Consider the following 14,834-nt stretch of genomic DNA (forward strand, 5'->3'; position numbering starts at 1 on the left):
GCTGTGCCCTTCCTCCTGGCGGGGTTTGGGGCGGAGCCCCAATAAAATCTTTTTTTCCAATTTTATTATCCGAGAGTTAATGGACAGCCCCTCACTGTCATTCCGATGTGGAAGATCTGACGTCAAAACAACAAAATCTGGACGGAACCTCTTTTGAGGGTAGTCGGTCTCGGGTTTACAACAATTTTTCCAGATGTTCCTGATTTTTCTTTTATGATTGATGCGATCTTTTCTGCGAGTTCAAGTTTTCCCTCATTGTAAATGATCAACATGTTGCCACTGTCTTGATGCGCTCCTGGCACGATCTCGGTCAGGTCTGTTTTGTAGTTTGTTGCTGAATAACCACTATCCTGTAGTGATTTAAGTATTTTCAAGGATTCATTCTTGCTGTCGGTACGATAGAACAGAAAAATTTTGTCAGATTCTTCCTGGACCAATAAATTTATCGATTTTACAGGGTTGTTATCGTTAACCGCCAGAACGTCTGCGCTATTTTTCTTGACGTTTTCTAATGATAATTTAAGATCTACCATTTCCTGAGATATTTCTCCGCGCTTTGTTTTGAAATAAGCAATATCCTTGGATATTCTGTCACGTTCCTGTTCCATTGCATCGTATTGTTTTAGAAGATCTTTAATTTTAACTCCGATCTCCGCTTCAAGCATATAATATTTTCTGCTCATATCTTCAACTGATTTATCAATTCTGTTCTTAAGAACATCCTCTATCTTGTTTTCAATCATTGAGTTTATGTTGTAATTTATTCCGAAAAAGCCAAGAAATCCAGTTATAATAAATATTATAGAGAATCTTTTCTTGAACCATTCAGTCAGTCTTTCTTGGCTTTTCAGGTCATGGTAGTGCTTGATGATATCAATTTGTTCGTTGTCGCCCATGTGTCATCTCCTTCTCTGTAAAAATGTTTATATTGCCATCATGAAAAGAATGTATTTTATTGCATGAATTCTGAAAATTTGAAATAAATTTAGAATATTTAGATGTCTTGGTATTCAATGGCCGATACAGTTATTTAAGAATGCCTTGATCATCGTCGATATCAACAACGATGATCAAGGCCATGCAACGTTTATTTAAGAGCCTCAGTCGTCAATCACCGATACAGCCATTTCGGGCGATTAATTCCGGACGACCTTGTCCAGGGCACCTTTGGCGGCACTTTGGAGGAAGAGGACATCGAGTCCCAGGATAATGTTGGTGAATCCCTGTTTGATGCGGTCATTGGCATTGTCCGGCCCGCCGCTGATGATGCCGCAGGGTATCTTGGCCCGTTTGCTGGCGGCAAGAACGGTTTGGATGGCCTGTTCCACCCGCGGGTCAGTTGTCTGGCCGAGGATGCCCATGCTCCCGGAAAGATCAAGGGCACCGATCATGATCGAATCGACACCCTTGACCGACAGGATGGCATCAATATTTTCGACCGCCTTGATATGCTCGATCATCAGAATGGTCGTGACTTCCTGGTCGGCTGTCTTGAGATACTCACCCATGGTCAGGCCATACCCCTGTGCCCGGGAAAGACCGGCACCCCGTTCGCCCCAGGGCGGATATTTCATGGCGCGCACAGCCGCTTCGGCCTCTTCGCGGCTGTTGACCAGCGGAATGATCACCCCGTCGGGACCGGCATCGAGGATCCGCTTGATCATGGTTTTGTCGTTCCAGGGAACCCGCACCACGGTGCTGATATCGGATCCGTTGGTGGCCTGCAACATGGCCAATACGCTTTCAAAGGTGACCGTGGTGTGTTCGGTTTCGAACCATAACCAGTCAAAACCCAGACGGGACATGAGTTCCGCCACGACCGGACTGCTCATGGTGATGGTGGCCCCGATGCATACTTTTCCGGCAGCGAGATCCCGTTTCAGGCGATTTGGATTTCTACCCCCTGTCGCATTCATTTTTTTTTTCCTCCAGTCGATTGTGGTTTTCCATCCAGGACTTCGAGCAGCCGTTGGCGCATGATCGGATCCCTGGTCTCTGCCGCGATGCGCCGTTGCGTGCGCCCGGAAAAATCTTCCATGTCAGTACGACCACCATTGGCGACAAACCATGCCGCCTGTTCCAGATATCCTTCAAAACGATCCGGACTGGCCGTGGAGGCACGCAACACCGTGTCGTGCATGGCGGTCAGGCCGTTGACAATGGGGATTTCATTGATGGCATCGGTCAGTTTTTGTTGGGAAATGTGGGTTCCGCACAGGCGCAGAATGTCCAGGTGGTTGAACACGGCTCCCCGGATGATGGTCTGTGCCCCCATGGGGTGCCTTTCATGCAGGGTCGGATCGGCACCACGGGCGAGCAGATATTTGGCCAGCTCGCTACGGAGCCTGGCAACGTCGGGATTGGCTGGAAAACCATTGTTGCCGGTTACCACCACAACCAGGGGGGGCTGTTGCAAAGGTCCGGCGAGCCGGTTGACATCGGCCTTTTGATTGTCCACACACTCCTGCACGGCCTTCAGGGTGGCATCGACGGATCTGGGATCCTGGGCAGCCTTGGCGAGGCCATCGCCGATCAGCTTGTTGAGCTGGTCGGCAAGGTCCTGTTGGGATTTTTGCTCTGGCGGGATCACCGGGGCGATTTTTTTGAGGTATGAGGCATAGTAGGCTTTTTTATCGGCTGCCGAGGCGTCCCGGGGGCGGATGATCTCCTGCATCGGCACGTTTTCAAACTGTCTGGCCAACTCCATGGGCCCCAGGCCCCGTGCCGTGGTGATGGCCGTATTGGCCCCACGTCCGATCAGCTCCTGGGCCAGAGAGAGATGACCATAGAAAACAGCCTGCAACAAAATGGTATGACCATTGAGATCCCATACGGCATCGATCTGGTCCGGTCGGCGATCCAGCAAAAGCCGCGCAGAACACAAATCACCCGAATGACCAGCCATGTGGATCGGCAAGGCACCGGAGATCCGATGGGCCATGGCCAGATCGGCCCCCTTGTCCAGCAGCAGAGTGACCACATCGTCATGTCCGCGTGCCGCGCCCCACAACAATGGTGTCCATCCTTCCGCATCGTATTGATTGGGATCGTTGTTGGCCAACCATTTCTGCAATTGCGGCAAATGGCCCACCTTGGCGGCGGTTATTCCCTCCTCAATGGGGGATGTGGCCTTGACTGTCGTGTTTGGCATCGTTCGCTCTCCTCAAAGGAGCCATTCTCATTGGCGTTTCAAGACCACAATTGAGTTGCCGGGCAGGGCCAGGGTGATTTTTCCATGGCCGTCCGCTGTACGTTGACCATTATTGAGATTGCCCCAGCCGTTGTATTGTGGATTGTTGCTGTTCAGGACCTCGTTCCAGTTGCTGCGCGGAATACGGTCATTGATCACATCGTAGGCCGTATAGGAAACGTGGTTGAGATTGAGCGCGATGAGCAGGTCCCCGGTGTTGTCCTGACGCCGGAACACCAGGATTCGATTTTGATTATGGACGTGCAGGATATCGACGTTTTTGGTACGCAACGCCGATTCATGGCTCCTGAGAGCCAGGATATCCTGATAGAACTTGAACATGTACGCACCGGTCGTGGCGCGTAAACCCGGCAGGTCTTCACGATTGTGGATGAAATTGTCATGGGTGAAGGGTTTGGCGGCTCCGACCTCTTCACCCATGAAAAACATGGGAATACCGGGTGACAGCAGGGTCACGCCCGCCACGACCCGGGTACGGGCTTCGGCCCAACGGCGTGTCTCGCCGATCAGGGGGGCATTGTTGACGGCCACGACCAGAGTACGTGCCGAATGGACATCCCGGTCGCCTTCCCTGAAGGAAGAGTTTCCCGCTTCATCGTGGGATTCGTGGTAGACCACCTTGCCAAACTGGGATACCCAGAGAACATGGGCAAAACGGTCCATGGCCAATTCGCGATCATCGCCAAAACCGGCTGCCCACAACAGTCTGGCTCTCGAAGAGTCGTTTTGCGCGTCGCCGATCAGATGGTGGTAGTAATCGGCATACCAGACCGCATCAAAACCAAGTCCCCCGGTTTCCGTATCCTGCGTCACCTTGTCCCATCCCGAATGATCCTCGGCCATCAGAAAGACATTCGGCTTGATCAACCGCAGGGTGCGGCACCATTCCCGCAGAAACTTGACACCAAAGGCCTTGGCACCACCACTGGAAGAACCATCGGCATGCAGGACGGGATAGGAATGGATGCTCGTGGTTTGATCCACCCGGAAGCCGTCGATGTGGAACTCGCTGATCAGCATGGCGGCACTGCTGATGAACATTGTGCGCACCATCTCTTCCCAGTAGCGGGGTGCATAACCGGTGGACATGTTGTCGATGTAACCGCCATGTCCGGGGGGATTGTCATTGGGGTAGCCGCCCGGGCGACTTTCGTACCAATAATAGATGTTTCTTTCATGATTATTGGTATCGTACATCCACTCGTCGCGGTCGCCGTCGGCAATGTAGTGGTTGTACACCACGTCGAGAATCACGGCCATGCCGTGGCGATGACAGGCCCGCACGAAATGCTTGAACTGGTCGCGGCCCCCGTTGGCAAATTCGATGGCCATGTAGTGGGAGGTGCCATATCCCCAACTCATGCTGCCCTGGAACTGGCCCATGGGGAGCAGCTCGATGGCATTGACGCCGAGGTCCGCCAAATACCCGAGCAGATCCATGGCGTCCTTGAATGATCCGACTTGCAGACGTCCGCACGCGCCACACTCTTTTTCGCCGCCCAGACTGCCGACATGCATTTCATAGATCACCAGATCCTCGATGCGTTTTGGCATGGGGAAGCCGGGGCGGAATTCATCGCGCCAGAAGGCTGTTTCGTCCACCCAATCGTTGGGTGCCGGTTCGGCAGCCCTGGCAAAGTCGCAGACGACCAGCTCCGGATTGACGACGTTCGAACAACTCTTGCTGCCATCCAGGTTGCGCCAGGTTCCCGAATAGGTTTTTCCCTGGGGGTTGAATTCACCACGGCCCAACTGGCAACGGGAGTAAAGATCGGTGCGGTAGGCAACCGAACCATCATCCCTGGTGACCCTGAACATGTAGGGTTTGTGGTCAAAGTTTTGGAAGTTGTTCAGGGCGGGGGTTGTTGTTACATCGGTTTCCCAGATGTCTGCGTCGGTCCGGCGCAGCATGGGAATGACGGCAGGCGATTCATCCGGTTTTGTCGTGATTCCGTTGCCGGCGTCATCGATGTAGGCGCTTTCCAGGTTGCCGCGCACGACTTCAACTTTTCGGGCATTGGGTGCCCAGACGGCAAAGCGGATTGCCGGGTCTCTGTTTCCCTGGAGAAACAGTTTGTTGGCACCCAGTCGCCGACAATGGGTCAGGTAGTAGCGTTGTTCACCTCCCGCTGCGGAGAGCGTGAAGGTGCGATACCTTTCCATGGAGGCGGGATCGGAGAGTTCGGTGGGAATGATCCAGAGGTTCGATCCCCGGGGGGCATCCGCCCGTACTCCCCAGTGAAACGTTTTGCCCACGTCACTTTCGGCAAAAATCACCGTGGCACGAAAGGCCGGTGCGCCGTCTTCGGCCTGAAACGCCTCCATGGGAGTGTCGGTCCAGGTGTCGGAGAAACGACCTGCCGAGTCCCAGGTACCCGAGAGACGGGCATTGGTGAACAGGGGTTGGCGCAAACCGGTATAATACAGGAAGGTCATCGATATTTGGGCCATACGTATACTCCCCTGGGCTACCAGCCCCAGCGTCTGAGAGGTGGGTCACCGTCCAGGACTTCAATGAGCTTGCGACCGGTCAGATAGGAATCCGGGGTGGAGCGTCCGGTGATGAAGGGATAATCGACAATGACGCTTGTCGGATGGCCAAAGTTGCCGATATAGCCGCCCTGCGGTCCGGTGGCATCGCGCAGGATGTATTCGAGCGGGTAAGGGGGGGGACCCATGTTGAAGTCGAGGGGTTTGCCACGACCGGCCATGAACCCGGTCCCATCTTTGTAGTCATATTCGAGACAGTGGCCGGTGACCTGTTTGCCCCAGATAAGGGAGCGACGATTTTCAATGTTGCGGGCAAAAGCGAGGCAGGCCACGCTGTAACATTGGGCGGCAATGGGTTTGCCGGCCTTGTGAAAGGCCAGGATCAGGTCATGCAGACGTTGATTGTTGACCATATCCACAATCGGGCCACTTCCCCCAACCATGATCATGGCGTCATAGGATTGAATGCGCTCTTCAGCCCGATTCAGGTGGATGTTGTAAATTTCCATGGCCCGCACGAATTGCGGATGCGACCAATAAGGGCGTTCCGGAAACCATTCGGCCAGATTGACGGGGCGGTTCAGGCGTTGGCCTTGCCTGGAAGTGGGATCGTCCATGGCGCGGACCTTGGCGGCCATGTCATAAGATGTCGCCGAACGAGCCAAAGGTGGGTCGATGAAGTTGGGATCCATGGAGACCCCGATGGCATTGGGGCGTTTGCCGGTTGGCGTGCAAAAATCCACGGTATATCCAACACGGTCAAACTCTTCCAGTGGTCCAATCAACTCTTCACCCCAGTAACCCCATTCGGAAAGAACGGTCAGGATCCGGCGGGGGCGCGGGTTGGCGACGACAGGCGTTGTGGAAACAACCGCCGAAGGGGTGCTGACCGCCGTGATGGCCGGCACGACGGTTCCGGCTTCCATGGCCAGGATCTGGTCGCGGATTGCGTCCACGAATTCAGGGGAGCGGGAGGCACTGTCGTCGGTCACGATATCGGCATCCACCACGACGCCACTGGGTGACGCGGTGTAGACACCACCGGCATTGACCACATCCGGCAACAAGACTTTATTGCAAATGACGCGGCGTCCGGCCAGGGTTTCGGGAACCGGCGTGAGAATCCACAATCCATGGCAGGGGAATCCCTTGACGATACGCGGGTTGCGCATCGCCTGATACATGAATTGCACAGCCGGGGCGTGACGGCTGTCACCGGCCTGGGGTGGTGCCGGGTGCGGATAGTCGCGATCATCCAGCCAGCGCAAACGCACGCTGGTATAGTTGGCGGCCTGAATGATGGCCGCATAATCCTCCACATGAACGTTCTGAAAGTCGATTGTCACTTCCAGAGTTTCCAGTTGTCCCCCGACATGGTCCACGTCACTGACAAACGTGGCCTTGGGTTGTCCCCACAAACGGGACATGATGTGGACTTCGGCACCGTAAGATTCAAAACGTGACTTGTAGGTGGCAATCTCGGAAGGAACGTATTCCGTCTCCACAAGAACGGCAATTTTTTTGCCGCGCAGGGGCAGGTCATTCATGATGGCATCTCCTTTGACGACATGAAAAAACGGATGTTCGGCAAAACAGCATCGGCCAGGGGCCGATGCTGTTTTTCCAGCCTTTCATGCGTGATGTTTGCCATCCAGAACCTTGAAATTGATCGTCAGACTCTGCTCGCACTCTTGCGGTTTCAGGTTGATCTGGAAGGAGTTGGGAGAACGGGGTTTCAGTTTGTCGGTCTGGTCCATGCCATTGAGGAATACCTTGTTGATCATCACCGAGCCGGGTTTCATGAAATCCGGCAGGACATTGATGGATTCCTGCCCGCAATTGGGAGCCACACGGAAGTACATGTTGAAACTGGCGTCGGATTCCTTGATTTCCTTCGAAATGTACGCCCGGATGTAAAAGTGGGCCAGATAGTTCAATTCGAAGACATGATAGCCGGAGATGGAATGGCCACCTTTGTCGGCAAAGCTGCCATCGATGACCGGTTTGCCATCGTCGGTGGTACGGAAAAACACCCCCTGGCGATCCCGATCCAGGAAAAAGGCATTCCAGAACGCGATGGACTCCCGGGCCAGCTCGCGGAAATGGGTCTCTCCGGTGGCTCCATAGAGGATCAGGTAGGCCAGGATGCCTTGTTCCTGCTGCCAGAAATCCTTGGTGTTTTCCCAGGAAAACTCCATGGGCAGGCCGTTTTTGGGATTGCGCTCCATGGCGTCGAAAATGCCGCCCCGGAATTTGTCCACCCCGACCTCGGCCATGTCGTTGGCAATTTTGCTGGCGACGGCCTTGTACTGGTCGGCTCGCCGTTGACAATCTCTGGCCTCTTCGGGATCGCTGTGGATCAGTTCTTCTGCACGTCCTTCGAAATAGAACGCAACCCGGGTCAGGTTCCAGGAAATTTTCAGATTGTGGCCGACAATGCCCCGGTTTTGTTGCCAGAACCAGGAGTGATCCGGTACCCAATCCTGTGAAAAGCGCTCATTGACATATCTGGAACCCGGATCGGGAAACTTGTCGGCGATCAGTTGTGAAGTTTCCTTGAGAATCAACAGGCAGGTTTCGGCCAGATCATTGCGGTGCTTGACGGCATTGCCCTCGCCGATGGGGGAGGGGTCCAGGGCCAGCATCAGGTTGATCAGGTAGGCGGGAATGTGATCGCCCACCGAATTCCAGTTTTTGCGCGACTTGTTTTTGGCCCCTGTATTAGGCAGGTTGTCCAGATAATTCGTGTCCGGGCGCATGAGAACAGGATCCAGATGTGAAAAATACCCCCCCAGACCGGGAAAGTTTTTGGACTTGATCTTGTCATTGTCGCCATCATAATAAAAATCTTGGAACATTCTGACGGTGCGACGAATGTCTTCCAAAACTTCGGCGTCCAGGGAGATCCGGTAGTACTGGGTCATGCCGGCCAGGGCGTAGATTTGTTCATAAAGCGGAATCGTGCCCCGATCATCGGCGTTTTCGGAGGTCATGATCTGGACATAGCCATTTTTTTCCTTGCGTCGGCCATACGCCCAGAAACAGTATTTTCCATCGTTATCGAGGCTGCGGAAGGTGACCCGTTGATACTCGACTCCCGCCTTGGCAGCCAGGAAGTACCGTTTGTTGCCGGTCAGGAGGAAGGCAGAGGAAAGACCATAGATCAGGCGCGACAGCGTGGCGCATTCCTGGACCGAATCCGTGGTGGGGGAGCCTTGAATGTTGAGATTGGTCCGGTAGAACTCGGCAAAATCGTCTGCCGTATAGGTGCGGCGGTCCTGAAACAGGTTGTCAAGCCAGCGGTTGGCCAACAGGGTGATCTGGGTCAACCACCAATGTGTTTCCTCAAATACATAGGCATTGGGGTCCGAATGCATGATGATGATGCGGCGTGCTTCCAGGACCTTTGTATCGTTGTTTTCCTGAAAAATGCCGGTGACGATCAACAGGCGACCTTCCCGGACGTATTTGTCAATGTTGCGCTCAATACCCACGGCATTCGTGTTTGGTTCGGCAACCCGGTCGCGACCCAGACCATCCAGATTGGTCAATACTTCAAACCAGCTCGTATCCCCCACCTTGACCACAAAGTTGTCGCCGCTGCGACACTGGATGGTGAATTGATGTCCCTGGGCATTGATTGAATGCACATGTCCGGCAAAGACAACGTGCTGTGAATAGTTTTGCATGAATTCCCCTTTCGACGTTCGCTGAATGAATTGATTCCGACGATCCCGACAGCGAGCATATACCAGGAGAATTTGAGAATCAATCAAAGTTTTATCTGATCACCTGACAATTATTAACTTAATTATGGGTATCCGTACCCCGGAAAAGCCGGAATTATATCAGAATAAATTTTAATTTCATCGTTATTTTAAATTTTTTCTGAAAATAATAGAAGACGATGGGTGTGTTGACAACAAATATTAATTATTTTTAATATTAAATTCAAAACGGCACTCCCGGGCGTGACAACTCTCAACGAAAGCTGACAATCTCCCACCCCCTGGCCTGGGCATGGGCACGCAAAACCGGATCCGGATCCACCGCCACAGGATGGGCCACGGCTTCCAGCAAAGGCAGATCATTGCGAGAGTCGCTGTAAAACCACGCCGTCGCCAACGCCTGCGGATGCGGATATTCTGTCAGCCATTCCCGAATGCGCAGCACTTTTCCTTGTTGAAAACAGGGAATGCCCTCCGGACGCCCCGTAAAAAATCCGTCCCGAATCTCCAGTTCCGTGGCCAGGAGGTGTTCTACCCCCAAGGCAGCCGCAATCGGCGCAGTGACAAATTGATTGGTGGCCGTGATGATCACCACCGTGTCACCCGCCTGCTGGTGACGCTGAATGCGTGCCAAACCCAGGGGCAGAATAATGGGCCGGATCAGACGTTCCATGTATTCAGTGTGCCACCGTTCCAGATCTGCCCGAGAATGCCGGGTCAAAAATTCCAACTGAAATTTCAAATAGGCATCCATATCCAGGACCCCCTGGGCATAATCCCGGTAAAATTTTTGATTCGTGGCCTCAAACCCCGCCTCCTCGACCAGCCCCCTCTCCACCAAAAATCGTCCCCAAAGATAGTCGCTGTCCCCACCCAACAAAGTGTTGTCCAAATCAAAAAGTGCAAGGCTCATGCAATTTCCCTCGGCCTGGGCTGAAGTGTGACGCAACTCACGACGTGGAATCCTACCAAATCAGAGAATTTTTGCCCATGGACAGCCTGCTGCTTACAAAATTTTAAAATTCTGAAATGTTGAGAGAAAAAAAATATTATAATGGTAATATATTTTGTCGTTGATTATCGAAAGGATATTGGGAAAAATTTTGTTTGTATGATTTTTTGTAAGTTTATCTTGAATCATGATGGCGTTTACGTTTTAACATATTGATTTTTAATATTATAATTTGCTGATAAATTGGAAGGGATGAATTTTTTGGTTTAAAAAATAATTCCTTGAAACCTGAATATGTCGCGTGTTAGACTTACACAAGCTTGGAATATGGGCCGTCGTCATCGTTTCGGCCACCAAGCTGGTGGTGTCCATCCGGCCCGTCAGCATCATTGCATATGAGCTTGAAATTGCATAGGTTCCAGCATCTACAGGACAGATTGGCCCAAACGATGATCAAGCGGAATGTGTTTCTTTAAGGTCTTTTCTTGACTGACAATCTAACGGATTGTTGAAAGGTTGTGTACGTTCGACCCAATTCAAAACATGGAGGTTTGGACATGAAACGCAAAGGAATATTCGTATCAGTTTTACTATCTAGCTTGATCGGCGGGACTTTATCTGCATTTGCTGCTGACGCTGGTGCTGGTGCTGGTGCTGGTGCTGGTGCTGGTGCTGGTGCTGGTGCTGGTGCTGCATCAGGGCCTTTTGATCTTAAGATCATATTTGGCGCTGAATTCTCGACATACCAAAACGAGTCCGCACAAGTATCCGGAAATGATGGGGTCTGGTCATCGAAAGGGTTCTTTGTTGATCTCGCCAAGGATTGGTCAATTAAGTTGGATAATAAAAGTCTTGTTACACCTAAATTTTCAACTTCAATTGCCCTCAGTAGGGAGAACATTGAACAAGATAAAACAAGCCCAGCAGCGGCTCCTGGACTTACGGAAATTATTCGCGATGCGCAAACGGTATCCACAAATGCTTCGTTTGTCTTTGATGTAAAAGGTTCGAATCTATTTGGTGTGTTGGGAGGCGGTTTTTTGATACCTACCGAGTCAAAAGTGACGCATGATTTTATTTCGAGGTACTTTGTTGGTGTTGGGTTAAAGGAAGAAACGAAAGTTGCGAGCTATGTGTTTGATATCGGTTATGGTTACGATGAGAGATTCAAAGAAAATTATAGGCCATTTCAGGGTGATGCGATAGTGCGAATTTTCAGGGGTGGTGATAATCCTGAGACCATTAAAGATGGTGGGGGAAAAGCAGCCGATAGTGCTTATTTTATTAAAACAAGATGGAGTCCAGATGGTCATAAAGGTCCGGATGATTTAAAAGTAATGCTCGGTTTAGAAAAGAGTTTTACTGATCTGACTGGCGCTATCAATCAGCTTATCAAATAGTCAACGGACTTTAATATATTCAGCCGGGAGGAATGTTTGTTCCGTTTCTCCTGGCTGAGTTTTTGATTTATTGTTAAAAAACGAAGATATTAATTCCTTAGTGCATATTTATTGCGTTAGGGTGTTTGCAAGGTAAATCTTTCCTCTAGTATTAGGAGTATATCATGAATATCTATATGCCGTCCAGTGTAGTAGAAGAAGTGGAATATCCAGGTAATTTGTTTTTACAATCATCCAGATGTGACGTAAAAGTCAAGAGACTCCAAGAGTGGCTCAATTTTCATTTGTGTGGTACAAAGATAGACGGTTTGTTCGGATCCGCTACCAAGTCAGCTCTTGCCAAATTTCAAGGAAACAATAATATTAATGCTTCTGGTCAATTAGATCAGACAACATGGAGTTTATTAGTCAAACCGATGGTTGATGCGATGGCAATCCCGGCATCCACTGGCAAGAGCTATGGAGATGTTGTGCAAATGATCGCCAAGCAGCACTTGACAGTTCGGCCTGTAGAAATTGGAGGACAGAATTGTGGACCATGGGTCAGGGCCTATATGAAAGGCCATGATGGCAATAACTATCCATGGTGTGCTGGTTTTGTATCTTTCGTGTTGGCACAGTCTGCCCAATGCCTGGGTACAAACGCACCGCTAAGTTATACTTTTTCGTGCGATGATATGGTAAAAGATGCTCGTGGTTCAGGGTTATTTCTCGGAATAGATCACAGTGAACGATCCCCATTGATATTTGCTAAGAGAAGAACTTCAACAGATTGGACTCATGTTGGATTTTGCTTTTCATGGGAAAGTGGTGTGTTCGTGACAATTGAGGGTAATACCAACGATCAACACTCAAGAGAAGGTTTTGAATTGGCTGAAAAATACCGTAGTACAGAAGAAGAAGGTTATGATTTTATAAGGATCACGTAACCGTTTGCAGAAATTTTATTCTGAAAAACATGCTTGGGTCCCCTGAAAATAAATTTGAAACGCAGACGTCTTCTTGAACTGACGACATGTTGCGTAAATCCCAGGGTCATTGGAATTTTTTTCAGGGGTCTCGTTTTCAATCATCTTTATTGGCTAGAAAGTTTGAATCACGACTTCCCCGCAAAAAAGATGACAACGGGCAAAAGGTGTTGAAAATTGCATTTTCAACATATTGATTTTAAACTGATTTAATTTATTAATAGTCGATTTGGACTTTTTGCAGGTGATTCAGGAATCCGCGCCAAATTTGGCCAGGGCAGCGACCAATGTCTGATTGGCCAGTTTTTGTCGGGCCAGATCGGTGTTCATGTGGGTGATGCGCTCCACGAGTATTTTGATCAATTGATCCTTGATCTTGAGTTGCAGGCCAAGGTCCAACGCCCCCATCTCTGAACCATCGATGCGAAAGACGGTGGTCTCTTCACGGGCTATGACATTGGAACCTCTGGGCTGTTTGGTGAGAAAGGACATTTCACCAATGATGGAGCCAACACCCAGGACAGCCAACACAGTGCCGGGATGACTGGCCTTGGTGATGGCCACGCTCCCCTTGATGACGATAAACAGGGCATCATCGGTGTTGCCTTCCTGGATCAACTGACCGTTTGCCTCGTAAGTGACAAAAAAACTCTCCCCTTCCACAAGCATACCGCGCTCGGCGGGAGTAAATTCCATAAAAAATGGAATTGTTTCAATTAATTTGAGAATGAACATGTCTGTCCCCGTCAAAGAATCCAACCGCCCCCCAAAACCCGGTCCTCGGCGTAAAAGACACAGGCTTGTCCGGGTGTGATGGCGCGTTGCGGTTGAAAAAAACGCACCCGTACCCGCTCAAGGTCGTCCAGGGGTTCAATGACCGCCGGCTGTGCGGCGGCAGCGTAACGAATTCTGGCCCGAATGGGGCGGGAATCCGTCAATGGTCGTTGCGCCAGCCAGTTGAGATGGACCACCTCCAGGGTATCCTTATACAAGGCTTCGGCTGGTCCGACAATGAGTCGATTGTGTCTGGCGGCAATGTCAATGACAAACAGCGGATGTGGGGCGGCAATGCCAAGGCCGTGCCGTTGTCCGATGGTGTAGTTTCCCAGGCCCCGATGTTGACCCAGAACCCGGCCTTCTTGATCCACAATCTCGCCGGGTTCAGCCAACCATGGCGCTTGATTTTTGAAAAAAGCGTGATAATCCCCATCAGGAACGAAACAAAGATCCTGGCTTTCGCGCTTGGCGGCGTTGTGCAGACCCAATTTACGGGCAAGATCGCGGGTCTGATTTTTGGTCAGTTCTCCCAGGGGAAAACGCAAATACCGGAGTTGTTCCACGGTCGTGGCAAACAGAAAATAAGACTGATCCTTGGCCGGGTCCTGCCCACGCCAAAGTTGAGGTTTTTCGGTACCATTTTGACGAATCACCGCATAGTGACCCGTGGCAAGCGCCGAGGCTTCCAGTGCCCTGGCCCTGGCCAGAAGATGGTCAAATTTCAGGATCTGGTTGCAGCGGATACAGGGATTCGGGGTTTGTCCGGCAGCGTAGGATGTGATGAAATCCTGAACGACGGCAGCACGAAACTGCTCCTCCAGGTTGATGACGTAAAAGGGAATTCCCAGCCTTTCGGCCACGCGCCGGGCGTCGTGGAGATCCTCGGTGGCACAACAGGTACGACTGCCGGTAATGGTTCCCTGGCCTTGTTGCCAAAGCCGCATGGTCAGGCCAATCACCTCATGGCCCTGTTCCAGCAGCCATGCAGCAACGGTTGAAGAATCCACGCCGCCCGACATGGCAACAGCCACTCGCTCTTTATGACCCATAATGGTGCAATATCCTGGTTGCTGATCTTGTGTGACCCATGTTGGGATAAAATCCTGGTTGCCGGTTTTTTGTTGCCCATGCTGGTGCAAAATCCTGGTTGCCGGTTTTTTGTTGCCCATGCTGGTGCAAAATCCTGGTTGCCGGATTGACGTTCGATATTGGCTGGGGTCGGCGACGAATATTTGGCAGGGGAGGGGAAAAAATGTGCCACCCCCTGGAAAAAATTGTCCCGCATCCCCCCTGCCTGCCAACCTTCCC

General features: G+C 51.3%; 11 protein-coding genes. 2 read left to right on the forward strand and 9 right to left on the reverse strand.

Annotated features, from left to right (window positions below; translation table 11 throughout):
• Positions 1–122: 122 nt before the first annotated feature.
• The 7 genes from HQL65_12095 to HQL65_12125 all read right to left on the reverse strand — a co-directional run bounded on the left by HQL65_12095 (position 123) and on the right by HQL65_12125 (position 10,342).
• On the reverse strand, positions 123–896 hold the full coding sequence (locus HQL65_12095) for a hypothetical protein (GenBank protein MBF0136972.1): 774 nt from the start codon (positions 894–896) through the stop codon (positions 123–125).
• 240 nt (positions 897–1,136) lie between these two features.
• The gene (locus tag HQL65_12100) at positions 1,137–1,916 is read right to left on the reverse strand and encodes a hypothetical protein (GenBank protein MBF0136973.1); all 780 of its coding nucleotides are present in this window, start codon (positions 1,914–1,916) and stop codon (positions 1,137–1,139) included.
• Positions 1,913–3,151 carry an ankyrin repeat domain-containing protein gene (locus tag HQL65_12105; protein MBF0136974.1) on the reverse strand — a complete coding sequence of 413 codons (1,239 nt, stop codon included), beginning with the start codon at positions 3,149–3,151 and terminating at the stop codon, positions 1,913–1,915. Before HQL65_12105 ends, HQL65_12100 begins: the two co-directional genes overlap by 4 nt.
• A 27-nt stretch (positions 3,152–3,178) precedes the next feature.
• A complete protein-coding gene (locus tag HQL65_12110; GenBank protein MBF0136975.1) occupies positions 3,179–5,662 on the reverse strand; it encodes an alpha amylase C-terminal domain-containing protein in 2,484 nt (827 codons plus the stop codon).
• A gap of 17 nt (positions 5,663–5,679) precedes the next feature.
• A complete protein-coding gene (locus HQL65_12115) occupies positions 5,680–7,248 on the reverse strand; it encodes a thiamine biosynthesis protein ThiJ (protein ID MBF0136976.1) in 1,569 nt (522 codons plus the stop codon).
• 84 nt (positions 7,249–7,332) lie between these two features.
• Positions 7,333–9,390 carry an AGE family epimerase/isomerase gene (locus HQL65_12120; GenBank protein MBF0136977.1) on the reverse strand — a complete coding sequence of 686 codons (2,058 nt, stop codon included), beginning with the start codon at positions 9,388–9,390 and terminating at the stop codon, positions 7,333–7,335.
• 292 nt (positions 9,391–9,682) lie between these two features.
• On the reverse strand, positions 9,683–10,342 hold the full coding sequence (locus HQL65_12125) for an HAD family hydrolase (protein ID MBF0136978.1): 660 nt from the start codon (positions 10,340–10,342) through the stop codon (positions 9,683–9,685).
• A gap of 596 nt (positions 10,343–10,938) precedes the next feature.
• Between HQL65_12125 and HQL65_12130 the strand changes: the two genes are divergently transcribed.
• Both HQL65_12130 and HQL65_12135 read left to right on the forward strand, forming a co-directional pair.
• On the forward strand, positions 10,939–11,781 hold the full coding sequence (locus HQL65_12130) for a hypothetical protein (protein MBF0136979.1): 843 nt from the start codon (positions 10,939–10,941) through the stop codon (positions 11,779–11,781).
• A gap of 164 nt (positions 11,782–11,945) precedes the next feature.
• Positions 11,946–12,710 carry a peptidoglycan-binding protein gene (locus HQL65_12135; GenBank protein ID MBF0136980.1) on the forward strand — a complete coding sequence of 255 codons (765 nt, stop codon included), beginning with the start codon at positions 11,946–11,948 and terminating at the stop codon, positions 12,708–12,710.
• 288 nt (positions 12,711–12,998) lie between these two features.
• Here HQL65_12135 and HQL65_12140 read toward each other — a convergent pair whose 3' ends face one another.
• Both HQL65_12140 and mnmA read right to left on the reverse strand, forming a co-directional pair.
• Positions 12,999–13,445: a cyclic nucleotide-binding domain-containing protein gene (locus HQL65_12140; protein MBF0136981.1), complete on the reverse strand. Its 447-nt coding sequence runs from the start codon at positions 13,443–13,445 to the stop codon at positions 12,999–13,001.
• Positions 13,446–13,495: 50 nt separating this feature from the next.
• A complete protein-coding gene (mnmA, locus tag HQL65_12145) occupies positions 13,496–14,575 on the reverse strand; it encodes a tRNA 2-thiouridine(34) synthase MnmA (GenBank protein ID MBF0136982.1) in 1,080 nt (359 codons plus the stop codon).
• Positions 14,576–14,834 lie beyond the last annotated feature (259 nt).

This window comes from Magnetococcales bacterium (genome assembly GCA_015228935.1).
Classification (GTDB): Bacteria; Pseudomonadota; Magnetococcia; order Magnetococcales; family DC0425bin3; genus HA3dbin3.